This window comes from Microvirga zambiensis WSM3693 (assembly GCF_016735695.1).
Taxonomy (GTDB): Bacteria; Pseudomonadota; Alphaproteobacteria; order Rhizobiales; family Beijerinckiaceae; genus Microvirga; species Microvirga zambiensis.
In genome coordinates this window covers 1-21,489 of the sequence record NZ_JAERQD010000076.1, presented here as the reverse complement: position 1 = coordinate 21,489, position 21,489 = coordinate 1, and the positions used below count along the sequence as shown (strand labels likewise).

Genomic DNA, 21,489 nt, shown 5'->3' with positions numbered 1-21,489 from the left:
CCGCCTCGCTGATGGAGCGCATGGAGAACGAGGGCATCGTCGGACCCGCAAACCACGCCGGCAAACGCGAGATTCTGATGAATCACCTGGACACGGACGATTGATCCGATTCAGCGGAAGGAAAAACAAAAGGCGGCTCAGAGAGCCGCCTTTCTGTATTCGGGACCTTGCATTGAATTATTGGAGGACTTGAACGACGGTCCGGGTTTGCGGATCGACCAGCACGGTCTGATCGTTCACGACGGTGTAGCTGTATCTGTTCCGCAGGCCGACGCTTGGCGGGACGTCGTAGAGCCGGACGCGGGAGGGAACGGGCTGTCCCACGACGACCGTTTCCGAGACGCGCATCGACGGACGCCTTTCGGCGACGACATAGGTGCGGACGCGGGTCGATTCCTCTGCGGAGAGCACGCTGCCGACAGCCGCGCCGGCGACTCCGCCGACAACGGCCCCTATCGGCCCGCCGACGACGGCACCCGTCACCGCGCCACCTGCGGCGCCCGCCGCCGCACCCGTTTCCGTGCCGGTCTGGCAGGCGGCGAGGGGAAGAGCCAGAAGAGCCAACAGGACACCTGTATTCAGGACATGATTGCGCATGACGGATTCCTTTCCGATTAGCACCATGCGAACGCGGAAAAGCTTGGCCGGTTCCTTCAATCTTTCCAAAGGTGTGCGCAGGTGGGCCCTTCGTGCTTGCCGATCCGACCGTCGCATGCATCTCTCATGGCAACATCAACGGAAACGGGGAGGATACAATGGCTGAGCGCTCCAAGATCGCAATCGTGACCGGGGCCGGCACCGGGGTAGGAAGAGCGATCTGCGCCGGCCTCTCGAGAGCGGGCTACAAAGTTGCCATGGCCGGGAGGCGCCGTGACGCCCTCGAGGCGGCAGCCGGAGAGATCGCCGTCGACGGCGCCCAGACCCTGATCGTGCCGACCGACGTGACCGATCCGGCCTCCGTCGCCGCGCTCTTCGCCGCCACGAAGAAGGCGTTCGGGCGGCTCGACCTTCTGGTCAACAATGCCGGCGTCGGCTCGCCAGCCGTGCCGCTGGAAGACGTTCCCTTTGAGCAGTGGCAGGCGGTCGTGGCGACCAATCTCACAGGAACCTTTCTCTGCACGCAGCAGGCTTTCCGGATCATGAAGGATCAGGATCCTAGAGGCGGACGGATCATCAACAACGGGTCGGTTTCGGCCTATGCCCCGCGCCCCCTGTCGTCGCCCTATACGGCCACCAAGCATGCGGTCCTGGGCCTGACGAGGTCCACTTCCCTCGACGGCCGTGCCTATGACATCGCCTGCGGCCAGATCGATATCGGCAATGCGGCGACCGAGATGACGGCGCGGATGGTCGAAGGAGTGCTTCAGCCCAACGGGACCAAGGCGCCGGAGCCGCGGATCGACCCCAAGCACGTGGCTGATGCAGTGCTTTACATGGCTGGCCTGCCGCTCGACACCAACGTACTCACCATGACCGTCATGGCGACGAAGATGCCGTTCGTCGGCCGGGGATGAGACACATTGCCGTGAAGGTTGCCGTCCGGTCGGGGCATTAAGCTCGACCGCCCCTTTTCCCGTCGCTGCCCAGTCCTAAAACAGCCGCGATGTACGGCTTCCATTCAGCTTGTCCGGGGCAGGATTCGCCCGGGCATCGGGACATGTCCCGAAAGACCGTCCCGGAAACCTTTCACGGGGAGTGCAGAGATCCGATGACGGCGGCGGAATGAGTGCGATCCTCGTCAAGATATTCGCGACTGCCCTGACCTTGAGCCAGGTTCTTGTCGATCCGGATACGGTGAGGACGAATTTCGACCCCGCTCGGGATCGGGAGGCGGTGGCGCAGATCCTCAAAGAGGGCTGCACGCATATGCGGCGGGCCTTCGATATCGAGGACATCAATCTCGACGATCTCATCGCCACGGCCATGGACGATCCGCAGGCGATCGCGGGCGATCTGAAGGTGCTGCAGGGCTTGAGCTTCAATGACCTTCACGCAAGCTACCGGCAGTTCTGCAAGGACGAGAAGGTCGAGCCGTCGCCGGTCGATCTCGGCGAGGTGATCTCCTACTACAATGCCGCCGTGGCCGGGCTTCCCGATGCGCGGCAGTTGAAGGGGCTGAAGCTGCCCGGCGTCAGCGTCATCCTGGACGCGAACGGCAAGCGCTTCGCGGAAGTGTTCGAGCCCGATCACCGGCGCATGTCCGTTCCCCTGTCCGACATCCCGAGAACCGTTCAGCAAGCTTTCGTTTCGGCCGAAGACAAGCGCTTCTATCAGCATAGGGGCATCGACGAGCGGGGCGTGATACGCGCTTTCGTAGGCAATCTGGCCAATCCTGGGCGGCCTGCCGGCGGTTCCACCATTACCCAGCAGGTTGCAAAGAACCTGCTCGTGGGCGACGACGTCACCTATGACCGCAAGATGCGGGAAATGATCGTGGCGTCGCGCATCGAGCGCGTGCTCACCAAGGCGGAGATTCTCGAGATCTATCTGAATTCGATCTATCTCGGGCGCTCCTCATGGGGCATCGAGATGGCTGCCCTGAGCTATTTCGGGAAAAGCGCGAAGGCGCTCTCCGTTGCCGAAGGCGCGCTGCTGGCGGGTCTCGCCAAGGGACCGAACTACTACAATCCCGATACCCAGCCGGAGCGTGCTCAGGATCGCATGGCCTATGTGCTGAGCCGCATGCAGGAAGATGCGTTCCTGAAACCCGATGAGATGCAGCGTGCGGTCGCATCCCTGCCTGAACGCGTGCCATACGAACGCCTGCGGCGCACCACAGGTTTCTATTTCGTCGACCATGTCAGCCGCGATGCGCGCACGCTCGCCGATCTCGAGAGCCTGACGACCGGCGCCTATACGGTGCGCACCACCATCAATCCGGCTCTGCAGGAGGCAACGGAGTCAGCTCTTCAGGAAGGACTCGCGCGTTACGAATTGAGCGTCGGGCGCCAGCGCTATCAGGGTGCGGAGGCGAATATCGCGGATGCTGTCAAGGCGCTTCAGGGTCCGAAGGCGGATTCGAAGGATGCTCCTGCCGTTCCAGCCTGGCGACGCGCGCTGGAGGCGGTGCGGCTGCCGCTCTACGACGTGCATTGGACAGCCGCCGTGGTGATCGAAAAGGGGAAGGACCGCAAGACCGGAGCGAATGTGCTGCGGGTCGGGTTGAGCGACGGCCGCGTCCTGCCGCTGAACGCCTGGGACACGGCCCGCCGCGATCTCAAGCTTTATGACGTGGTGCGGGTTCAACTCGTCGAGCAGAAGGGCAAAGGCGCCGTTCGTGCGGATCTGCGCACGCCTCCCGCCGTCCAGGGTGGAGCGGTCGTGCTCGAGAACGCGACCGGCCGCATCCTCGCCATGGTGGGCGGATTCTCCTACCCGCTGAGCCAACTCAACCGCGCAACGCAGGCCCATCGCCAGCCGGGCTCCGCCTTCAAGCCGCTGACCTATCTTGCGGCACTTTCCAAAGGCCTGCAGCCGAACACTCTGATCTGGGATGCTCCGGTGACATTGCCGCCAGTGGCCGGGGAGGCGAATGCCCGGCCCGGCGATTATTGGAGCCCGAAGAATTTCGATGGCGGCCGATCCGGCATCGTGACCCTGCGACGGGCACTCGAAAACTCCAAGAACCTTGTGACGGCGCGCCTGCTCGACGGCGGAATTGAACCCTCGCCGGAGAAGAGTTTGAAGCGGGTATGCGAGCTTGCCCTCGAGGCGCAGCTCTATCTGGAATGCACGCCGTATTATCCGTTCGTGCTCGGTGCTCAGCCGGTGCGCATTCTCGATCTCGCCGCCTTCTACGCTGCCGTCGCCAACGAGGGTGTGCTGCCGGTGCCGCACGCCATCGAATCCGTCGAGGAAAATGGACGCATCGTCTACAAGCGCAAGGTCGCTTCGCCCGTGCGACTAGGCTCCGCCGATGCGGCCGCGTTCTATCAGCTGAAGAGCATGCTGCAGGGCGTTCTGGAGCGTGGTACGGCCCATTCCCTGAAGGCGCTCGCTCCCTATGTCGCGGGAAAGACCGGGACGTCCGACGACGAGAACGATGCCTGGTTCGTCGGCTTCACCAACGATGTCACCGTCGCCGTATGGGTCGGGCACGACAATGCCGAGGGCAGACGCCGCACGCTCGGACGCGGACAGACCGGCGGCAAGGTGGCCGCTCCGATCTTCCAATCCATTATTCAAGCGGCCTGGGAGCACCACCTGCCGAAGGCTCCGCTGAGCCCGCCCTCGCCGCAGGCAGCTCGGCACCTGATCGCGATGCCGATCGATCTGAATACCGGAGACCGACTGACGGAAGGACAGGGCAGGGCGTTCATGGAGTATTTTCGCCTGAACTGGTTCGGTCGCCTCACGGAGACGCAATTCCGCCTCGTGTCTCAATCGGAGGTCTATGCCTTCCGCAACCCCGAGCCGTGGAGCGACGGGGAAGAGAGAAACGGGCCGGATTACTATGAGGACGGCCCCTACGCGCAGGGGCCTGGATGGCTCGACAATCTGCGCCAGAACGCTCCCTCCGCACGCCGGCCGGCAGAGCCCGAGCGGAGCTTTCGCTGGTGGTGGGAGGAGGATCCTCCCCGCAGGCCGCGCCGCGTCGACCCGGATTACTTCTGGCGCAACGGACAGGTTTACTGATGAGATCGACGATGCTTTTGGGACGGGTGCCGCTCGCTCTCGCCGCTCTTTTTATCTCCGCCGGTGCGGTCGCTGCCCAGGATTTCAAGATCGAGGAGGTTCCGTCTGTCGCCGCGGTGGCTCCAGCGAGGCTTAAGCCGAGAACGATCCAGTTCAGCGATCATCGGGACGACAAGCTTGCGGATGCCGGCACTGGCCTGATCAAGTTCGAGGACTGGGGACGCGACAGGCCCCTGCAGAAGCAGTTCCTGAGCCTGTTCCCAGGCTACATGGAGCCGACGATCAAGGTCTCGGTTCACGGCATCCCGAAATCCTACACCGAGAAGCTCCACATGTATGTGGTGGAAGCACGGTTCCTCATCGAAAAGCCGCCAAGCGCGATCGACCTCGCGCGCTATACCAGCCTCGACGTGCTGGAAAAGATCGACCCGTCGATCAAGCATCGCCGCATCACGGCCGATCAGGCGGCACCCCAGGTCGATCCTCAGAGCGCCCATAACCGCCTCCCGAACGGGCGTTGGTGCGAGGCGCCGGGAAGCCTGTGCATCGAATCCCGCTATCCGCTTGAAGGCAAGCTGCCCGTCGGCATCCGCCTTGCCAACAAGCTCGAGGAAGGAGGCAAGAAGATCTCGGAATTCATGGAGTTTCAAACCGAGATCCGCGTCCTGCCTCCGGAGGAGATCGATCGGTCCGGTCTGACGAAGCTGACCGGCATCGAGACGCCCGTTGCCGGCGTCCTCGAGCAGACGATCTTTCATGTGAACCAGGTGATGCAGTTCGGCAAGCTGCTGGCGGTTCTGCAGGACCATCCCGCCGATCCGAACAGGACGATCGCCACGGTGTTCATGGCGCTCGCCGTCGAGACCGACGTGCTGGAACGAAAGAAGGAGTTCGAAAGCGTTCCGGTCCTTCGGAACCTCATTCCTGCCCAGGTTCTCATGGGCAAGAGCTCCTTCAATTCCGGAAATTCGATCAGCGCCGGTCTGCCGGACTATGTTCGCAACCGGATCCGCGCCATCGCCGACGGGTTCGGGCAATAGGCCAAGAAAAAGCCCCGTTCCAGACCTGCCGGACGGGGCTGTGAGTGTGCGGAGGCGACAAGGGGTTGCGGGGAATGGTGCCTCCGTAACCAAACAAGCGCTAAGCCCGCTTCAGGTTCCTGTGTACCACTAATTTTCCAAACCTTGGCAGGAATCAACTTTCCTTGATTACGCCATTTTCCGGGTTCTCACTGCCTTTCTTCACCTTCTGGTGGCAGGTGTGACTGATATCCAGGCTTTGCAGCCTGCGTTTCTTCCTCCCGACCTTGCCTTCCCCGGCCCTGCTGGGGAAGGCTTTTTGTAGGGCGCACACCGAGCCCTTAAGCTTCGACGGCCTTTCGTTCTCGCGGAGCGGCTGCTATCTCCCCTCGATACAACGTTGTCATCGTCTCCCCGCCATCGGGGTGACCGGAAGGTGAGGTCTCATGGCCAAGGCCATTCATTCCATGATCCGCGTGCTGGACGAGCGGCGCTCTCTTGTCTTCTACGAGAAGGCTTTCGGCCTCAAAGTGGCGGAACGTCTAGCTTTCGAGGGGTTTACGCTTCTCTACCTGAGCAATGAAGAGAGCGAATTCGAGCTGGAACTGACGGTCAATCATGACCGGACCGAGCCTTATGTGCTTGGCGACGGCTACGGCCATCTGGCGCTGTCGGTGGACGACGTCGAGGCAGAGCACGCGCGGTTCGAAGCCGGCGGGCTCAATCCGACGCCGCTCCGGGAGCTGAAGCTTGAGGGCAAGCCTGCGGCGAGGTTCTTCTTCGTTCAGGATCCTGACGGCTACAAGTTCGAGGTGCTGCAGCGAGGCGGGCGTTACAAATAGAAAGAACTCCTGCATTTCCTTCGTTTGCGTTCGCGAGACCCGCCGTGGCTGTCCGTCCGATCATCCGCTTTCCCGATCCCCGCCTACGCCAAGTGGCGCAGCCGATCGGCGACGTCACCGACGAAATCCGCACGCTCGCCCGCGATCTCACGGAGACGATGCATGCGGCTCCCGGTATCGGCATCACGGCGCCCCATGTCGGGATCCTCCAACGGCTGGTGATCATCCAGTTGGAAACGGACCTCGATCCCCACATCTATATCGATCCCGAAATCGTCTGGGCCTCGCCTGACACGATCCGGCATGTGGAGGGCAGCGTGTCGATGCCGGGCGTCACCGACGAACTCGAGCGTCCATCACGGGTTCGGGTGCGCTACAGGTCCCTCGACGGTTCGATGCATGAGGAGGAGGCGGAAGGCCTGATGGCTGTCTGCCTTCAGCACGAGATCGACCAGCTCGACGGGATCTTCTGGATCGACCGGCTGTCGAAGTTGAAACGGGATCGCCTGATCAAGCGATTCGAAAAGCTCCAGCGCATCGCGGTGCGCTGATGGAGCGGCGTTGGTGGAGTACTGACAAACGTGATTGAGGTTTACCGCATCGAGACCATCGCCTCGGAGGAGGCGGGCGGCGGCGTGATCCGGCGGATCATGGTTCGCACCGATTCCCTGGATAAGGCGAAGGAGAGGGCCCAGAAGGTGTTCTCGCTCGCCCGCCGCCCGCAATCGCGCGATCCGCAGATCGAGGCCGTGCGCGTTCTCAACGGAGCCGGCTACGAGGTTTTCTCGATCAGCACGAGGGAGTAGGGGGCTGGGGATAATCCAGGCGTCATTTGACAGCGTGCTCATTCACCGCTACGAGCGCGCCTCCATCGCGGCGATGCCGGTTTCCGGCAAGCGATGCGAGGAAATGCGCGGGCGTAGCTCAGTCGGTTAGAGTGCCGGCCTGTCACGCCGGAGGTCGCGGGTTCGAGCCCCGTCGCCCGCGCCACTTTCTCCACTCCGGCCGCGTCGCTCAGTGCGAATGAACAAGGGAGCCGATGGGCTCCCTTATCCGTTTCAAGGCCCTGTCGTTCGGAACGATCAGGCGATCTTGCCGCCGCCCTTTTTCGTCACCACCAGTAGGGAGGGACGCGGCGGCATGCCGTTCTTGAAGTCCGGCCAGCGGGTGATCGGATTGTCGAAGCTCGCAGGAGCGCCTTCCTCGGCCTCGCCCGGATGCTGAACGGCGAGGAAGAGGGTCTCGTCATTCGGCGTGAAGAACGGGCCGCACATCTCCGCGCCGACCGGCACCCGGAAGAAGTGCTTGGACGTGCCGCGCATCTCGCCCTCGGTTTCCAGGGCCCACAATCCATCCGCGCGACCGGTCGCCTTGGCGTTGTTGCCGTCGGTGGAGATCCAGAGACGTCCCTGGCTGTCGACCGCGCAGTTGTCCGGCATGCCGAACCAGCCGTTCTTCGTGGTCTCCGACGAGAAGGTCGCGCCGACGGAGGCAATGGAGGGATCGCCGCACTTCACCAACACTTCCCAGGTGAAGGCGGTGCCGGCGTGATCGCCGCCATCGGGCATCATCTCGACGATGTGGCCGAAAGCGTTGTTGGCACGCGGATTGGCCGCATCCACCTGATCGTCCTTGCGGCGCGTGTTGTTCGTCAGCATGACGTAGATGCGGTTCGTCTGAGGATTGGCCTCGATATCCTCGGGGCGGTCCATCTTGGTCGCGCCGAGAAGGTCCGCCGCGCGTCGGGTTTCGATCAGTACATCGGCCTGGCTCTTGAAGCCGTTCGCTTCCGTCAGCGGTCCCTGGCCATGGATCATCGGCAGCCAGGTGCCCTTGCCGTCCGCATTGTACCTGGCGACGTAAAGCGTACCCTCGTCGAGCAGGCCGAAATTCGCTGCCCGGTTCTGCGGGTCGACCTTGCCGGCAGTGACGAACTTGTAGACGTAGTCGAAGCGTTCGTCGTCGCCGAGATAGATCACATAGCGGCCGTCCTTGTTGGTGATACCGGCAGCGCCCTCGTGCTTGGTGCGGCCGAGCGCGGTGCGCTTCTTGGGCACGAAGTTCGGATCGAACGGATCGATCTCGACCACCCAGCCGAAGCGGTTGGCTTCGTTCGGCTCCTTGGCGAGATCGAAGCGGTCATGGAACTTGCCCCAGGCATAGGCCGGCGTGCCGATGCCGTAGCGCTTGTAGTTCTTCGCCTCTTGATGGGTGTCGGTCAGTGCGCCCCAGAAATAGCCGTTGAAGTTCTCCTCGCAGCTGAGCCAGGTGCCCCAGGGCGTTACGCCGCCGGCGCAGTTGTTGATCATGCCGCGCACCTTGCGGCCGGTGTTGTCGGCGGAGGTCTTCATACGGTCATGACCAGCGGCCGGGCCGGTGATCTCCATCGGCGTGTCGGCTGTGATGCGGCGGGTGTACTTGGAATCCTTGACCACCTGCCACTCGCCGTTGACGCGACGGATCTCGACCACCGCGCCGCCATGGGCCGCGATCTCGATATCCACCAGATCCTTGGTCATCTTCGAGAAGTTGACGTCCTTGGCGTCCTGGATGCCGACGCCCGGAAACATCAGCTCCTCGTTGGTGTATTCGTGGTTCGCCACGAGCAGTCCGTGGTCGCTCGAACCATCGATCGGGATATAACCGACGAAATCGGTGTTGTAGCCGAACTGGCGGGCTTGGCGTTCGGGCGTCTGGCTCGCGGGATCGAATTCCGGCGCATCGGGGAAAAGTGGATCGCCCCAACGCAGAAGCACCTTGGCGTCGTAGCCTTCGGCCACGTGATGGGTCTGGTCGACGCCGGCCTCGATTTCCTTGAAGTCGAAGGAGGCAGCGCCAGTCCTCTTGGTCGGCTGCTCGTTGGCGGCGAGGGCACGGGTGCCGACGGTGGCGGAAATGGCGGCGACGGCGAGGGAGCCGCGCAGGAGATCGCGCCGGTTGAAGCGGCTGGCGATGATCTCGCCCATCGTCAGGTTGTGAGTCGGATTGATTCCGGGATCGCCGGAATCTTCCAGATCGCTGGCGCGAAGGCGGCCCTTGTGCTCGTCCATGTTGGCTTCTCCGTTTGGGGACAAGCCCGATTAGAACGGTTCCATGTAAGCTTGGTGACAGTGCCATAAATCTCGACGCATGCGGGACATCCCAAACCCAATCATGTATGGTCTCGAGATGAGCAACGATGTTTCCGAACTCAAAGAGCAATTGTCCGATCAATGGCAGAAGGTCGCCATCGACCTGATCCGGAAGGGCGTCCCGGCCGACATGGTGTTCGAGTCCCTTCTCACGGTCGGGCTCGCAGGTCATGTGGAGCTTCATGGCAAGGACCTGACCGCCGGCAAGCTCGTTGCCATCGCGGAGCAATTGTCCGACCAGGTCCGGCGCGAGAAGGAGGCCCTTCAGGAAGCCTCCGGCGCTACGAAGAATTAGGCGGGTCGAAGTTGCCCAATTTTATTGAACTTACGACTAATGCTCCGCCAAAATCGTGCTCAGGGCATTTTCCCTGTGCAACGTCTGGGGTTATTGTTGCGTTAGCTCAAGCGCAAAGCGTCGGAAGAGGCTCCCACCTTTTCTCCGCCCAATAGCCATAATGGGGTTGTGTCCTCATGCAGCCGGCATTCGACAATACTCTCATGGACCGCTTGATCGTACTTGGTCGCAAGCAGGGTCATCTCACGAACCATGACCTCCAGGCCAATCTGCCGGTCGATGCCATGAGTGCCGAGGAGATCGCCCTGGTCGTTGTCCATCTGGAGGAGGCCGGGGTGCCTGTCGAACTGGACGTTAGCCTATCCGACCCGAACCCGAAGGCCGAGCCTGCGTCGGTCAGAACCGCTGAGATCATCCCTTTCCCGGACCGCTCCGCGGCGGCGCGCATGAAGCGAAAGTCCGGATCCCTCCAGAAGAGCGCCGCACCTCGAGCAGATGCGTCGAAAGCTTCAGGTCAGAATGGCGCGTCTCATTGGGCCGTCGCAGGATCCGGCCTTCTCGTTCTCGTGCTGTTAGCGGCTCTCGTGGTGCTGTTCGGCGTCTAACTTGCGAGGCGGACGGATCAGAGTTCCGCCCGTGCCTCTTCGATCATGGGCAGCGGTTTCACCGCCGGTCCGCTGAAATGCGTGACGCTGAGCTGCTCTCGCGATCGGGATGAGAAGCCGAGATCGAGGAACGCCGTTTTCGGTTCGAACAGCGACTTTACCGCCGCGGCAGCATCGTAGCCGATGATGGCGTCGGGACCTGGGACGATGCTCGGCGCCGGAGCCGAGACGACCGTGTCGAGGGCATCGGAAGCCAGTTCAGGCACCAGCGCGTTGGCAAGCTGGATCTCGCGTGGCCGCTGCGGCGGAAGCGGAATGGTCTGAACGATGGCCGGGATGGCCTCCGGATCGGCGGAGGCGACCAACGTCGCGGTGGCCGGCTTCGCCGGTTCCTGTGCCGAGGTCGGCGCGGCATTCTTGCGGCCGAACAGATTGGCGAACAATCCGCCGATGGATGGGCCGCTGCCTGCGGAGGCCTGCGTGGCCATGGCGGCATTGCGGGCCGGGATCTCCGCCTTCGCCAGCTCGTAGCCCGACAGCGGCTTGCCGTTCGAGGGCAGGTGCAGGGTCTTGCCGTCCGGGAACAGCTGCACGAGCTGCTGCTGGGTCATGCGCGGCCAGGCGCGCACGTTACCGGTGTCCACATGGACGAAGGCTGAGGAGGAATAATATCCGACGCCTCCGTATTGCATCTTCATGGCGATGGCGCGAAGGCGGCCTGTCTCCACATCCGGCAGGCGGATATCCATGGCCTTGCCGAGCATGTGCTGGCTGTGCTCGGCGACACCGCTCGAGCGGCGACGCAGAGCGCCGTTGGTTTCGGGCGAGCGATAGGCGGAGATGATGTTGATGGGCTGCGACGAACCGGATTCCCGGTAGACCTCCCAGAGAATATCGAACAGGCGCGGATCCATCTGCGCCGGCTTCTCCACGCGCCAGTCGCGCAGGAACCAGTTGAGCTGGCTCAAAGCGCCTTCGTCGACCTGACCGTTCCGGCGGAACGTCACGGTCAAGCTTTCGCGCGTGTGGGTATGAAAGAAGCTGAGAGTGCGTGTCTCGCCGAAGGCGGCGGCATCCTGCGTCGGAAGCGACGTCATCAGCAGGAGAGTCGAAGCTGTCGCAAGAAGGCCGATTGCAAGGCGGCCATGTCGGCGCGACAAGCGGCTGCGGCGGGATGCAGGCTTCGACCTGCATCCGCCCACCGATCGGTCGGATCGGGCGAAAATTCTCGCCATGGTTTGTTAATTCCCGCGTCCCTTGAGCGACGTGTGATCGTTAACCATGGCAAAAATAGGCGCGAAACGTACCTTTTTGCTTAATCAGCTATGAGATGCGGTCTGATTGCGCCTGCTGCGACCCGATAGCACAACCACCTTCGTTCCCGTCTGCGTGTGATTGTACAGGTCGATCACATCCTGATTGATCATGCGAATGCATCCGGACGACACGTTCGTGCCGATGGTCCAGGGCTCGAAGGTACCGTGGATGCGATAGAGGGTATCCTTGTTGCCCTGCCATAGATAAAGCGCACGCGCGCCGAGGGGATTGCCCGGACCGCCGGGCATGCCGGCTCCGCCGGGGAGTTCGCCCATCTGATCCATCAGCTCCGGCTGCCGTCCGAACATTTCCTTCGGCGGGTACCAGTCCGGCCATTCCTGCTTGTCCTTGATGGTGGCCGAGCCCGACCAGCTGAAGCCTGAACGCCCGACGCCGACGCCGTAGCGCACCGCCATGCCGTCGCGCATGACGAGATAGAGATAGCGGGTCTGCGGATCGATCACGATCGTTCCGGGCGCCTCCGGCGTGTCGTATTGAACGACGCGTCTGAGATAGGCTGGCTTGATCCGGGAGAGATCGATGCCGGGGATCGGGAAGATATCGTCGTCGACCGGTCCATACATGCGCTGGTAGGCCGACATCTCGCGCATCGACTGAGCGAAGCTGCGGCCCGTCGGTAGTGCGGAGCCCATCGCGGCTGTCGCTCCGACCAGGAAGGTTCGGCGGCTGAGGTCCATGATCGTCTCCCCGACTTTTCCTAACTCGACAATAAGAAGACGCAGGACCACGCATCCCGGTTTCATGCTAGCTGCTATGCTTCCGGGCTAAAGAAAGCCTGGCCGTTCACGTTTGAGCGAGGCCGGGTACGGATGGGCGGCAGGGATGATCGAAAATCTTTCGTGGTCATGGCTCGCAGGGATCGCCCTGCTCGGCATGGTCTTCGTGCTGGTCCTCGTCTGGACCCGCAAGCCGCGCTATCGGCGCCATTCCATCATGACCGAGAACGAGCAGGAATTTTATCAGCGTCTTCTCGCGGCATGTCCGGATTGCCAGATCTGGCCGCAGGTCCCGATCCTCGCCCTCGTGCGCCCCGATGCGAAGGAGGGCAGCCGCGCCTTCTGGATGGCGTTCAAGAAGATCTCGAACACCCGCGTCGATTGGGTGATCGTCAGGAACATCGAGGTCCTCGCGGTCGTCGAACTCGACGACCGTTCCCACGATGCCCGCCGGGACGCCCAGCGTGACAAAGTGCTGAAATCCTGCGGCTACCGGGTGATCCGCTTCAATTCCGGGCGGCGGCCTGACCCGCGGCAGATCCACGAGGCGGTGTTCAGACCGGAATGAGAATTCTCATCAAGCGCTGAGAGGCTCCCTCTCATAGGTCCTGAATCGCGCGAATGCCTCCTCTCGCAGGACGTCCGGCTCCGAGAGGTAGCGGGCGGAATGGTGAAAGGGCGTCAGATGCCGGACGCCCGCCTCACGGGCGATGTCGCCTGCGTCCCAGGCCGTCAGATGGTGAGAGGCGAGAGCCAGGGGACGGTCGCGTTCGAGAAAGACGGCCTCGATGAAGAACTGGTCGGCATTGCGAGCCAACATGAGGATCTTTTCATGGTTCTCCCGATGCGGAGCGGCATCCGTGACATAGACGACCGCCTGGCCCGGGGCGACGCGGAGGGCGCGGCCCTTCAGGTCGCCCAGCTCGATGCCTGTCCCACAAGGCGTCTCCACCCTGTGGTCGTCCGGCATCCCGAGACGTACCGCCCGCTTGGCCTCGTTGAGCCAGGGACCGGGGGGCAGATCCATCTCCGCCAGCACGCCACGCCAGACATTGACCTGGATCACCTCTCGCAGCGCGAAGGCGAGAGATGGGATGCCGTGGTCCAGTGCGACGGACTCGATCCTGAACTCGTCTTCGCTCCAGGCGACGCCCTTCGCAAAATCCGGGGGGACAGCATCGCGCCGGGCGAATGCCTCGCGGGCATGGAACTCGGCAGCCCTCGTCAGCACGGTGCCGTCGTAATCCATGGCACGAAGGCAGAAGCCGACCGAGTTCTCGTCGAGAAGGTTCCAGGTGAATCCACGGATCCGGTGCTCCACCTGTGCGGCAAAGCCAGGCGGGCCGACGAGAGTCAGCGGGGTGGGGCGGTGGAGGCAGAGTCGAAACAGCCGATCGAAACCGGCCATGTGGTCCACATGGGTATGTGAGACGAAGACATGGCTCACGCGGAGCAGTTCGCGCGTGGAGAGCGCGCCGACATCGCCGAGGTCGAAGAGGATCGCCCGGCGGCCGAAGCGAAAATCGAGATAGACCCCCGGATCGCTGAAGGGGTCGTTCACGAGGCGAGGTTGAACAAGCCAACTCATTCCGGGCAAACGGCCAAGATCGCGGGAGCGTTCCCTCTGGGAAAAGAAATGCCGCGCCCGGAGGGTCCGGACGCGGCCGTGTCGAAAATAATCTCAGAACGCCAGGCTGGGCCGAAGGCTAGGCCTCGTCTTCCGCCTCGAACGGGTCGGTCACGTCGACCAGGAACATGATGTAGGGGCCTTCCTCCTCATCGTCGTCCTCGTCCTCGTCATCATCGAAATCCGCATCCTCGAACTCGGCCTTCTCCTCGTCCGTGGCTGCCCGGACACTGAGCGTCGCGAAGCCGTCCCACAGGGGAGCGCCGTCGCTCTCGAGAACCTTGAGATCCTCCTTGAAATCGTCGCTCATGAGGAGCTCGCGGGCTTCATCCTCATCGGCATTGGTGATGGCAACCGGCTTGTCGCTGATCGTGAGCGTGAACATCGTTTATCCTTTCCATTCGCCCGCGGGGATATGCACTAACGCTCGAACCCCTGCGTTCGTGGCAGCCGTGTCGCATATCGGCCGGGCGAGTAAAAGCAGCCGGCAAGACAATACCGACTATTGCACGCCCTTCTTTCTCAGCCAGCCCTGCATTTCGGCGATCTCGCGCTCCTGTTCGCGGATCACATCGGTCGCCCATTTGCGAATCTGCTCGTCCTTCGAGTGCTGCAGCGCGACCTTCGCCATGTCGATGGCGCCTTGATGGTGGGGGATCATGCTGCGTACGAAGTCCACATCGGCATCGCCGCTGAAGGCGATGTCCATGTTCCGATGCATCGCCTCATTGGCCAGGCGGTAACCCTGGGTTGAGGATGCATTGGGCGTCTGTGCGGTCTGCGCGGGCGTCGAGTGGCCGGAATGGGTTCCCTGCGCCCATGCAACAGCCGGCTGGATGGCAATCATGGCGTAGAGGGCGAAGTGACTGAACTTCATGGTCGGGATCCTTTCAATCCGAGGTTTCCTCGGCTCTGGACCTTTCCATGCTGGGAAGGTCAAGCGCCCAGCGGAGCAAAAGGGCTAGAGGCACCTTCAGCTTAAAGGATGTGATTGTTGTGGCTTATCTTCTTCTGATAGCTCTGCTATGCGCGAATAGAGTTGCATGATTCCAGGGAGATGCCGGCTGCGGTCGGGGAGAGCGGGATGAAGGTTGTAACCCATAGCGGCACGTTTCATGCCGACGATGTCTTTGCCTTTGCCATCCTGCGGGAAGCTCTAGGTGCGTTCAATTTTGTGCGCACCCGCGACATGGCTGAGATCGAGGCCGCCGCTCTCGTGTTCGATGTCGGTGGGGAATATGACGTATCGCGAGGCCGTTACGATCATCACATGCGCGACCTTCCGCGCCGGCAGGATGGAACCCCCTACAGCTCCGTTGGCCTGATCTGGCGCGATTTCGGGCGCTCTGCCCTGCCGCGTCTCGCGCCCGGAATCGACGAGGACATGCTGGACTCGGTCTGGCAGGATATCGACACGAATTTCATTCTCGCCATCGATCAGGCCGATAACGGCGTCGCCACCGCCGGCCAGACCCATCTCGCGCTGCTGATAGAGGCATTCAACCCTGCCTGGGACAGCGAGCAATCCTATGACTCCGCTTTCCTCGACGCGGCCGATTTCGCGAAAGGGATCCTGCTGCGCGCCTGCAGTCAGGCCCATGCCGAGGCGAGAGCGCTCTCGCTCGTTCTGGCGGCTGCCCGAAGATCGCGCGATCCCCGGATCATCGTCCTCGACGGCAAGCTGCCCTGGGAAAAGGCAGTGTTCGAAGGGCAGTTGCACGATCTGCTTTTCGTCATCTATCCCAACGAGGATTCGACGGCCTGGTACTGCCGGACCATTCCGCCAGAACCCGGCTCCTTCGGCCAGAGACTGTCCCTGCCCGAATCCTGGCGCGGCCTGCAGGAAGAGGAATTCTCCCGGGCGGCCGGGATAGGGGATGGTGTTTTCTGTCATCCGAGCGGATTCATCTGTGGGGCACGTTCGCTGGAATCCACCGTCCTGCTTGCCGAGAAGGCGATCCGCGCCGGCGAGTAGGGACGGTCTCATCCGAAAAGGTTGAGCGCATGAAGCAGGTGCCGATCGTTTCTCATCCCGCCTATCAGGCCGAACTTCCCGACGGCCATCGCTTTCCGATGCGGAAATATGGACGGCTGGCGCAGCTCGTCGCGGACAAAGGCCTTGCTCCGAACGGCTTCGTCACGCCCGAGGAAGCCTCGGCCGACGTGATCGCGCTGGCTCACCATCGGACCTATGTCGATCAGGTTCTCGCTTGCACCGTTCCCAGGGAAACCGAGCTGCGCATCGGTCTGCCGATGAGCGCCAGCGTGGTGCGCCGCGCCCGGGCTTCCGCGGCGGGAACGCTGCTCGCCGCGCGCCTGGCACTTCAGCACGGGCTTGCCGGCAGCACCGCCGGCGGCAGCCATCATGGGCAGCGCGAGACCGGCGCCGGCTTCTGCGTCTTCAACGATGTCGCCATCGCGGCGAAGGCGCTGCGGGCTGAGGGCACGATCGGCCACGCGCTCATCGTCGACCTCGACGTGCATCAGGGCGACGGCACGGCGGATTGCCTGCGCGACGAGCCGGATCTCTTCACCTTCTCCATGCATGCGGAGAAGAACTATCCCGTGCGTAAAATCCCGAGCGATCTCGATATCGGATTGCCGGATCAGATGGAGGACGATGCCTATCTCGACGTTCTCCGAGCGCATCTGCCGCGTCTTCTCGATGCCATCGAACCGGATCTCGTCTTCTTCAATGCGGGCGTCGATCCGCATCGCGACGACAAGCTCGGGCGGCTGGCTTTGTCGGACGACGGCCTGCGCCGCCGGGACGCTTACGTGATCGAACAGGCGCGCAGCCGCCGGATCCCGCTCGTCGCCGTCATCGGCGGAGGCTATTCGCCCGATATCGAAGCGCTCGCCCAGCGCCACGCCATCGTCTTCGAAGCGATGGCAGCGTGGAGCGAGAAGGAATAGGCTTCACGCCGCGCGAGAGGCCAGCGACCCTGCGAGCTGCGCGGCAAGCGCAGCGTTGTTCTTCACCAATGCGATGTTGGTGGCGAGGCTCCGCCCGTCGGTCATCTCGAACAGATGGGACAGGAGGAACGGCGTCACGGCCTTGCCCACGATTCCGCGCGCTTTCGCTTCTGCCACAGCCTTGTCGATGAATGTCTTCATGTCCTCGGCCGGTATCTCATCGGCGTTCGGCACCGGATTGGCGACGAGGACGCCGCCGTCGAGCCCGAGCGCTTCCTTGGTGCGGATCAGGCCGGCGATCTCGTCCGGGCTGTCGAGGCGCAACGGAACCGCGAGATCGCTCGTGCGGCTCCAGAAGGCGGGGAAGCGATCGGTTCGGTAGCCGATCACCGGAACGCCGCTGGTCTCGAGATATTCCAGTGTCCGCGGCAGGTCGAGGATCGCCTTCGCGCCGGCGCAGATGACCGCGACCGGCGTGCGGGCGAGTTCGTCGAGATCGGCGGAAATGTCCATCGTCGCCTCGACCCCCTGATGCACGCCGCCGATTCCGCCCGTCGCGAACACGCGGATGCCGGCGAGACGGGCGCAGATCATGGTCGCCGCGACGGTCGTTGCGCCGTGGCGCTTTGCGGCGACCGCGTAGGGCAGGTCGGCGCGACTGAGCTTCATCACGTTCGTCGCGGTGCCGAGCCAGTCGAGTTCCGCATCCGAGAGCCCGATCTTGATGCGGCCTTCGATGATCGCGATGGTCGCCGGAACGGCACCGTTGTCACGCACGACCGCTTCGACCTCGCGCGCCGTCGCAACATTCTGCGGGTGCGGCATGCCGTGGGTGATGATGGTGGATTCGAGCGCGACGACCGCACCGCCGCCGTTCAGGACCGATTGCACTTCGGGCGCTATATCGAGGAAGCCTCGGGCCATGTCGTGTTTCATGAGGAATTCCGTTCAAAATTCTGAATTGAAAGCAAAATCGAAGGCTCTTATCCGACCGCCGCTCTAAGCGACAATGTCGTCTCCAGCAAGGCGTGGGAGAGATCGGGACGTACGCTCGCGCCGCTCTCCACCGTCAGGGCCGCCGCGGCGGTGCCGAGGCGTGCTGCCTCGTACAGATCGTGGCCATCGAGCAGGCCGACGAGGGTGGCGGCGATCAGCGCATCGCCCGCGCCGGTGGCGTCGACGATCTCAGCGCTCAGGGAGCCGATCCGCCGGCTTCCGGCACCATCCGCCGCGACGAGTCCCTTGCTCCCCAGCGTCAGAACGACCCGCTCGACGCCGCGCTCGATCAGCGCCGGTGCGGCGGCTTCAGGCGATGCATCGGGATCGTCGAGAAGGGCGCGGGCTTCGTCCAGGTTGAGGAACAGCAGGCCGATGCCGCTGAGATCCCGTGCGAGGCGCATCGCCTTCGGCGTCGAGACCGCGTCGACGGCAAGCGTCAGGGAATGTCGGCGGCAATGATCGACGAGATGATGCAGGGTCTCGGCCGGCAGGTTGCAGTCGGCGAAGATCCAACCCGATCCGAGGTCCGGCTTCATCGGCTCCAGCAGGGCGGGAGCGAAATCGTCGAAGATCGCCATGTCGGCAAGCCCGATGGCCATTTCGCCGTCGGGCTGCAGCACCGCCACGTATTCGGCGGTGGCGTGGGTCTCGGAGACCGCCATATGGCGGGTGTCGATGCCGAGGCGCTTCAGGTCGTCGAGCATCGACCGGCCGTTCTCGTCGTCGCCGAGGATCGAGGCAAGGGACACCTTCGCTCCGAGGCGAACCATGTTTTCCGCCACGTTGCGGGCGACGCCGCCGAACGAGCGTTCCGACGCGACCGGGTTGGACGTCATCGGCCGGAGGTCCGACATGGCTCGGTATTTGCGGTCGACGGCCGCTCCGCCGATGCAGATCACCCTGCTTGCCGCCGGCTCCATTCTTATGGCCTCCCGCCTGATTGCTCGCCGGGGAGCATATGGCGGAAGGCCGCGCGCGCCGCAACAGGGGGGAGCTTCAGACGATGAAGAAGTCCTTGTAGGTGAGGGCGAGCCCCTTCTTCACCTGCGCGAATTCCACCGCCGCCTTGGATCCCGAACCATCGGAATCGTAGGAGAGAATGCCCTTCTTCTTGTTGTAGATGATGGTGTCGTTCTTGTCCTTGGCCTTGTCCGAGGCGAAGAAGGCCTTGCTGAGCTTGCCGGGCTTGCTCTCCGTGCCCTTGCCGAGCTTCGTGAACACCTTGTTGTCGAGCCAGATGCGGTCCTGCTTGAGGGTGAAGTCGGAGATCGTGTCGACGTTCGTCTTCTTGTTCAGCTTGGTGTCGAAGACGAAGATATCGTTGCCGGCGCCGCCGACGAGCAAGTCCTTGCCGCCCTTGCCGTAGAGCCGGTCGTCCCCATCGCCACCCTGAAGCGTATCACGGCCCGAGCTGCCGATCAGCACGTCGTTCCCCGAGCCCACGCCGTCGGGATCGGGGAGCCGGTGGAAGCCGATGGACGCGCTCGCCGCCCGCCCGCCGTCGTCGGTGACCGTGAGCGTGACATGTTCGATGCGGCCCACGGATGTGGTGCCGGCGGGTTTGTAGACGACGGCCTGGAGAATGGCTTTGAGGATGTCGGGCGTCGTCGCGCCGGAAAGGAAGCTCATCGCCATCCCACCGTTTCCGGTGGGCCGCGCGTGCCCGATCATCACACCGTCGACCGCGATGGGTGAGATATGCTCTCCCGATACCGTGACCCGGGCCGTGTTCACGAGTTCGAAGGCGCCGAAGCTCGTGGAGCCTGCGTTTTCGAGGCGGATCTCGCGCACCGAGCCGAAATCGTCGGTGATGGAGATCGCCCCGTTCGGATCGAGCGCGACAGGCTGCCCGCTGCGGATCTCGCGCTGTCCGGTCGGGATGCCGGAAATCGTCGGCGCCCCGTCGATGCTGACCTGGCCGTTCCCGTACTCGACGCGGTCGAACCCCTGCTGGTGGAACAAGCGCAGGTCCGCGTCCGACACGCCGATGCCGGTCAGCCTGAGGGTGTCATTCTTCGTCGTCTTCGCCGTAAGCAGGCGGGCGACGTCGAGGTCGTCGGCGACGATGACGGCATTGTCTGAATAGAGCAGGATCTCGTTGAAATTAGCGATGGCTACGGTGCTGATGTCGATGGTGCTGCCGGTCAGGAACAGGTAGTTCGGCGCTTCCTCTCCGCCGTCGATCAAGTCCAACCCGGCGAACTGGTCGCCGGAAAGGAAAATGCGGTCGAAAGCATTCGATCCGAGGATGGTCTCGAAATTGACGAAGCTCGCCGCTGCTTCGGCTTCAGTGGCTTCGCCGGCCATGGGCGTGAAGTAAAAGCTGCCTTCGCCGACGAGCTGCAGAACGTCATCCCCGTCGCCGCCGTCGAGGGTCGCGCGGGCCATTTCCGATGCCCTGACCTCGACGGTATCGTTTCCGGCGCCTGCGATAGTCCTCAGCTTCCGCTTCATGTCCGATCCCGCAAACTCCAAAACCTGTCGCGGCATTATAGCGTCAATGTAATTAAGTATCAATTTCGAGCTGAAAGCCGCATGACTTTGCGCTGGATCAAAGCCGTCTTCCTCCGCGCCGCTAAAATGGGCGGAAACCAGGGAGGCGACCATGAGAGATACCGTCAGGCATTGGCAGAGGCGCTGGGCTCAGGCCTGGGAACTGGAGGCCTTGGGTCAGGAGCAGCGCGAGGCGCTGGCCCGGGACATCGGCGTTCCGACGGAAATGCTGTCCGCCCTCGTCGCCCGAGGCCCCGACGCCGCCGCCGAGCTCCCGCGCCTCATGGGAGCCTTATCCCTCGACACCGACGAGATCCGGAAGATCCATGCAGCCCTGATGCGCGACATGAGCCTTACCTGCTCCAGCTGCACCGCTGCCGTGCGCTGCCGCGAGGATCTCGACGCAGGCAACGCCGCAGCTCGTTTTGGCGAGTACTGCCCGAATGCCGAGGTGCTGCGTGAGCTGAAGGGCGAGGTGAGGGCGGTGCGGCCGTAAGGCAGGTCCTCATGTCATCCCGGACGACGGCGCCGATCCGGGATCGGTTTCGGGTCGACGCGCCTGCACCTCAACGCTGCCATCCTTGCGCAGGCGGGGATCCGGAACCGCGTCGTCTCAGGACGGGACGATCCGCGTCGCGCATGGTTCTGCGGCGTCGGCGGTTATGGATCCCGGCCTACGCCGGGATGACAGCGCCATCCTGGTCTTGCGATCCCGACTCGGCTGCGCCGTCCGGGATGACAGCGCCACGCTCCTCCCGGGATGACGTTTCCCTCGCCGTCATCCCACCCTGCGCCATCATCCCCGCCCCCTCGCCGTCATGCCCGGGCTTGTCCCGGGCACCCACGTCTTGCAGCGGCGCGGCTCCCAAGGCG

General features: G+C 63.2%; 24 protein-coding genes and 1 tRNA gene. 14 read left to right on the top strand and 11 right to left on the bottom strand.

Annotation, left to right across the window (positions count from 1 at the left end; all coding sequences use genetic code 11):
* Nucleotides 1-104: DNA translocase FtsK (locus JKL46_RS37040; RefSeq protein WP_201841313.1), on the top strand; the 104-nt coding region annotated here is incomplete at its 5' end.
* 73 nt (nt 105-177) lie between these two features.
* Here the strand turns inward: JKL46_RS37040 and JKL46_RS30165 are convergent.
* Nucleotides 178-597 (bottom strand): DUF1236 domain-containing protein, encoded by a 420-nt coding sequence (locus JKL46_RS30165; RefSeq protein ID WP_201841310.1) that lies wholly within the window; start codon nt 595-597, stop codon nt 178-180.
* Nucleotides 598-755: 158 nt separating this feature from the next.
* On the opposite strand from JKL46_RS30165, the gene JKL46_RS30160 reads away from it, so the two are divergent.
* The 7 genes from JKL46_RS30160 (at nt 756) to JKL46_RS30130 (ending at nt 7,486) form a co-directional block, all read left to right on the top strand.
* A complete protein-coding gene (locus tag JKL46_RS30160; protein ID WP_201841306.1) occupies nt 756-1,514 on the top strand; it encodes an SDR family oxidoreductase in 759 nt (252 codons plus the stop codon).
* A 208-nt stretch (nt 1,515-1,722) separates the two neighbouring features.
* Nucleotides 1,723-4,635, top strand: a complete 2,913-nt coding sequence (locus JKL46_RS30155; RefSeq protein WP_201841303.1) for a penicillin-binding protein 1A — start codon at nt 1,723-1,725, stop codon at nt 4,633-4,635.
* Between the two features lie 11 nt (nt 4,636-4,646).
* Nucleotides 4,647-5,675, top strand: a complete 1,029-nt coding sequence (locus JKL46_RS30150) for a hypothetical protein (RefSeq protein ID WP_246529633.1) — start codon at nt 4,647-4,649, stop codon at nt 5,673-5,675.
* 425 nt (nt 5,676-6,100) lie between these two features.
* Nucleotides 6,101-6,496 carry a VOC family protein gene (locus JKL46_RS30145; protein WP_201841271.1) on the top strand — a complete coding sequence of 132 codons (396 nt, stop codon included), beginning with the start codon at nt 6,101-6,103 and terminating at the stop codon, nt 6,494-6,496.
* Nucleotides 6,497-6,540: 44 nt separating this feature from the next.
* Nucleotides 6,541-7,047: a peptide deformylase gene (locus JKL46_RS30140; RefSeq protein WP_201841253.1), complete on the top strand. Its 507-nt coding sequence runs from the start codon at nt 6,541-6,543 to the stop codon at nt 7,045-7,047.
* Nucleotides 7,048-7,077: 30 nt separating this feature from the next.
* A complete protein-coding gene (locus JKL46_RS30135) occupies nt 7,078-7,302 on the top strand; it encodes a hypothetical protein (RefSeq protein ID WP_201841249.1) in 225 nt (74 codons plus the stop codon).
* A 107-nt stretch (nt 7,303-7,409) separates the two neighbouring features.
* Nucleotides 7,410-7,486 (top strand) — tRNA-Asp (locus JKL46_RS30130).
* Nucleotides 7,487-7,578: 92 nt separating this feature from the next.
* On the opposite strand, the gene JKL46_RS30125 is transcribed toward JKL46_RS30130, so the two are convergent.
* Nucleotides 7,579-9,546: a PhoX family protein gene (locus JKL46_RS30125; RefSeq protein WP_201841246.1), complete on the bottom strand. Its 1,968-nt coding sequence runs from the start codon at nt 9,544-9,546 to the stop codon at nt 7,579-7,581.
* A gap of 118 nt (nt 9,547-9,664) precedes the next feature.
* Between JKL46_RS30125 and JKL46_RS30120 the strand changes: the two genes are divergently transcribed.
* Both JKL46_RS30120 and JKL46_RS30115 read left to right on the top strand, forming a co-directional pair.
* A complete protein-coding gene (locus tag JKL46_RS30120; RefSeq protein ID WP_201841231.1) occupies nt 9,665-9,922 on the top strand; it encodes a hypothetical protein in 258 nt (85 codons plus the stop codon).
* Nucleotides 9,923-10,125: 203 nt separating this feature from the next.
* A complete protein-coding gene (locus JKL46_RS30115) occupies nt 10,126-10,527 on the top strand; it encodes an RNA polymerase sigma factor region1.1 domain-containing protein (RefSeq protein WP_201841228.1) in 402 nt (133 codons plus the stop codon).
* A 17-nt stretch (nt 10,528-10,544) separates the two neighbouring features.
* On the opposite strand, the gene JKL46_RS30110 is transcribed toward JKL46_RS30115, so the two are convergent.
* Complete coding sequence (locus JKL46_RS30110) at nt 10,545-11,624, bottom strand: peptidoglycan L,D-endopeptidase MepK (RefSeq protein ID WP_246529632.1); 1,080 nt, start codon at nt 11,622-11,624, stop codon at nt 10,545-10,547.
* Between the two features lie 222 nt (nt 11,625-11,846).
* Nucleotides 11,847-12,542: a L,D-transpeptidase gene (locus JKL46_RS30105; RefSeq protein WP_201841222.1), complete on the bottom strand. Its 696-nt coding sequence runs from the start codon at nt 12,540-12,542 to the stop codon at nt 11,847-11,849.
* A gap of 145 nt (nt 12,543-12,687) precedes the next feature.
* Here JKL46_RS30105 and JKL46_RS30100 point away from each other — a divergent pair, with 145 nt between their 5' ends.
* Entirely contained in the window at nt 12,688-13,149 is a 462-nt protein-coding gene (locus JKL46_RS30100) for a DUF2726 domain-containing protein (RefSeq protein WP_201841219.1), read from the top strand.
* A 9-nt stretch (nt 13,150-13,158) separates the two neighbouring features.
* On the opposite strand, the gene JKL46_RS30095 is transcribed toward JKL46_RS30100, so the two are convergent.
* From JKL46_RS30095 to copM, 3 genes are all read right to left on the bottom strand, one after another.
* Nucleotides 13,159-14,169: a ribonuclease Z gene (locus tag JKL46_RS30095; RefSeq protein WP_201841216.1), complete on the bottom strand. Its 1,011-nt coding sequence runs from the start codon at nt 14,167-14,169 to the stop codon at nt 13,159-13,161.
* A 118-nt stretch (nt 14,170-14,287) separates the two neighbouring features.
* Nucleotides 14,288-14,593 carry a hypothetical protein gene (locus JKL46_RS30090; RefSeq protein WP_201841213.1) on the bottom strand — a complete coding sequence of 102 codons (306 nt, stop codon included), beginning with the start codon at nt 14,591-14,593 and terminating at the stop codon, nt 14,288-14,290.
* Nucleotides 14,594-14,710: 117 nt separating this feature from the next.
* Entirely contained in the window at nt 14,711-15,085 is a 375-nt protein-coding gene (gene copM, locus JKL46_RS30085; protein WP_201841209.1) for a CopM family metallochaperone, read from the bottom strand.
* Nucleotides 15,086-15,292: 207 nt separating this feature from the next.
* On the opposite strand from copM, the gene JKL46_RS30080 reads away from it, so the two are divergent.
* Both JKL46_RS30080 and JKL46_RS30075 read left to right on the top strand, forming a co-directional pair.
* The gene (locus JKL46_RS30080) at nt 15,293-16,183 is read left to right on the top strand and encodes an MYG1 family protein (protein ID WP_201841206.1); all 891 of its coding nucleotides are present in this window, start codon (nt 15,293-15,295) and stop codon (nt 16,181-16,183) included.
* A gap of 29 nt (nt 16,184-16,212) precedes the next feature.
* Complete coding sequence (locus JKL46_RS30075; protein ID WP_201841204.1) at nt 16,213-17,124, top strand: histone deacetylase family protein; 912 nt, start codon at nt 16,213-16,215, stop codon at nt 17,122-17,124.
* 3 nt (nt 17,125-17,127) lie between these two features.
* Here the strand turns inward: JKL46_RS30075 and JKL46_RS30070 are convergent, their stop codons facing one another.
* The 3 genes from JKL46_RS30070 to JKL46_RS30060 all read right to left on the bottom strand — a co-directional run bounded on the left by JKL46_RS30070 (nt 17,128) and on the right by JKL46_RS30060 (nt 20,577).
* Nucleotides 17,128-18,060: a pseudouridine-5'-phosphate glycosidase gene (locus tag JKL46_RS30070; RefSeq protein ID WP_201841201.1), complete on the bottom strand. Its 933-nt coding sequence runs from the start codon at nt 18,058-18,060 to the stop codon at nt 17,128-17,130.
* A 47-nt stretch (nt 18,061-18,107) separates the two neighbouring features.
* Complete coding sequence (locus JKL46_RS30065) at nt 18,108-19,043, bottom strand: carbohydrate kinase family protein (RefSeq protein WP_201841198.1); 936 nt, start codon at nt 19,041-19,043, stop codon at nt 18,108-18,110.
* A gap of 76 nt (nt 19,044-19,119) precedes the next feature.
* Nucleotides 19,120-20,577, bottom strand: a complete 1,458-nt coding sequence (locus tag JKL46_RS30060; protein ID WP_201841195.1) for a M10 family metallopeptidase C-terminal domain-containing protein — start codon at nt 20,575-20,577, stop codon at nt 19,120-19,122.
* 151 nt (nt 20,578-20,728) lie between these two features.
* Here JKL46_RS30060 and JKL46_RS30055 point away from each other — a divergent pair, with 151 nt between their 5' ends.
* A complete protein-coding gene (locus JKL46_RS30055) occupies nt 20,729-21,112 on the top strand; it encodes a DUF6455 family protein (RefSeq protein ID WP_201841192.1) in 384 nt (127 codons plus the stop codon).
* Nucleotides 21,113-21,290: 178 nt separating this feature from the next.
* Here the strand turns inward: JKL46_RS30055 and JKL46_RS35245 are convergent.
* On the bottom strand, nt 21,291-21,489 hold a 199-nt coding region (locus tag JKL46_RS35245), incomplete at its 5' end, for a hypothetical protein (RefSeq protein ID WP_210381514.1).

Excerpts from the sequence above, each read along its gene's own strand:
- JKL46_RS30095 (WP_201841216.1), bottom strand. The coding sequence starts at position 14,169 with ATGAGTTGGCTTGTTCAACCTCGCCTCGTGAACGACCCCTTCAGCGAT.
- JKL46_RS30145 (WP_201841271.1), top strand. The coding sequence starts at position 6,101 with ATGGCCAAGGCCATTCATTCCATGATCCGCGTGCTGGACGAGCGGCGC.
- JKL46_RS30070 (WP_201841201.1), bottom strand. The coding sequence starts at position 18,060 with ATGAAACACGACATGGCCCGAGGCTTCCTCGATATAGCGCCCGAAGTG.
- JKL46_RS30120 (WP_201841231.1), top strand. The coding sequence starts at position 9,665 with ATGAGCAACGATGTTTCCGAACTCAAAGAGCAATTGTCCGATCAATGG.
- JKL46_RS30125 (WP_201841246.1), bottom strand. The coding sequence starts at position 9,546 with ATGGACGAGCACAAGGGCCGCCTTCGCGCCAGCGATCTGGAAGATTCC.
- JKL46_RS30080 (WP_201841206.1), top strand. The coding sequence starts at position 15,293 with ATGAAGGTTGTAACCCATAGCGGCACGTTTCATGCCGACGATGTCTTT.
- JKL46_RS30150 (WP_246529633.1), top strand. The coding sequence starts at position 4,647 with ATGCTTTTGGGACGGGTGCCGCTCGCTCTCGCCGCTCTTTTTATCTCC.
- JKL46_RS30090 (WP_201841213.1), bottom strand. The coding sequence starts at position 14,593 with ATGTTCACGCTCACGATCAGCGACAAGCCGGTTGCCATCACCAATGCC.
- JKL46_RS30160 (WP_201841306.1), top strand. The coding sequence starts at position 756 with ATGGCTGAGCGCTCCAAGATCGCAATCGTGACCGGGGCCGGCACCGGG.
- JKL46_RS30105 (WP_201841222.1), bottom strand. The coding sequence starts at position 12,542 with ATGGACCTCAGCCGCCGAACCTTCCTGGTCGGAGCGACAGCCGCGATG.
- JKL46_RS30165 (WP_201841310.1), bottom strand. The coding sequence starts at position 597 with ATGCGCAATCATGTCCTGAATACAGGTGTCCTGTTGGCTCTTCTGGCT.
- JKL46_RS30065 (WP_201841198.1), bottom strand. The coding sequence starts at position 19,043 with ATGGAGCCGGCGGCAAGCAGGGTGATCTGCATCGGCGGAGCGGCCGTC.
- JKL46_RS30060 (WP_201841195.1), bottom strand. The coding sequence starts at position 20,577 with ATGAAGCGGAAGCTGAGGACTATCGCAGGCGCCGGAAACGATACCGTC.
- copM (WP_201841209.1), bottom strand. The coding sequence starts at position 15,085 with ATGAAGTTCAGTCACTTCGCCCTCTACGCCATGATTGCCATCCAGCCG.
- JKL46_RS30110 (WP_246529632.1), bottom strand. The coding sequence starts at position 11,624 with ATGACGTCGCTTCCGACGCAGGATGCCGCCGCCTTCGGCGAGACACGC.
- JKL46_RS30115 (WP_201841228.1), top strand. The coding sequence starts at position 10,126 with ATGGACCGCTTGATCGTACTTGGTCGCAAGCAGGGTCATCTCACGAAC.
- JKL46_RS30155 (WP_201841303.1), top strand. The coding sequence starts at position 1,723 with ATGAGTGCGATCCTCGTCAAGATATTCGCGACTGCCCTGACCTTGAGC.
- JKL46_RS30055 (WP_201841192.1), top strand. The coding sequence starts at position 20,729 with ATGAGAGATACCGTCAGGCATTGGCAGAGGCGCTGGGCTCAGGCCTGG.
- JKL46_RS30100 (WP_201841219.1), top strand. The coding sequence starts at position 12,688 with ATGATCGAAAATCTTTCGTGGTCATGGCTCGCAGGGATCGCCCTGCTC.
- JKL46_RS30075 (WP_201841204.1), top strand. The coding sequence starts at position 16,213 with ATGAAGCAGGTGCCGATCGTTTCTCATCCCGCCTATCAGGCCGAACTT.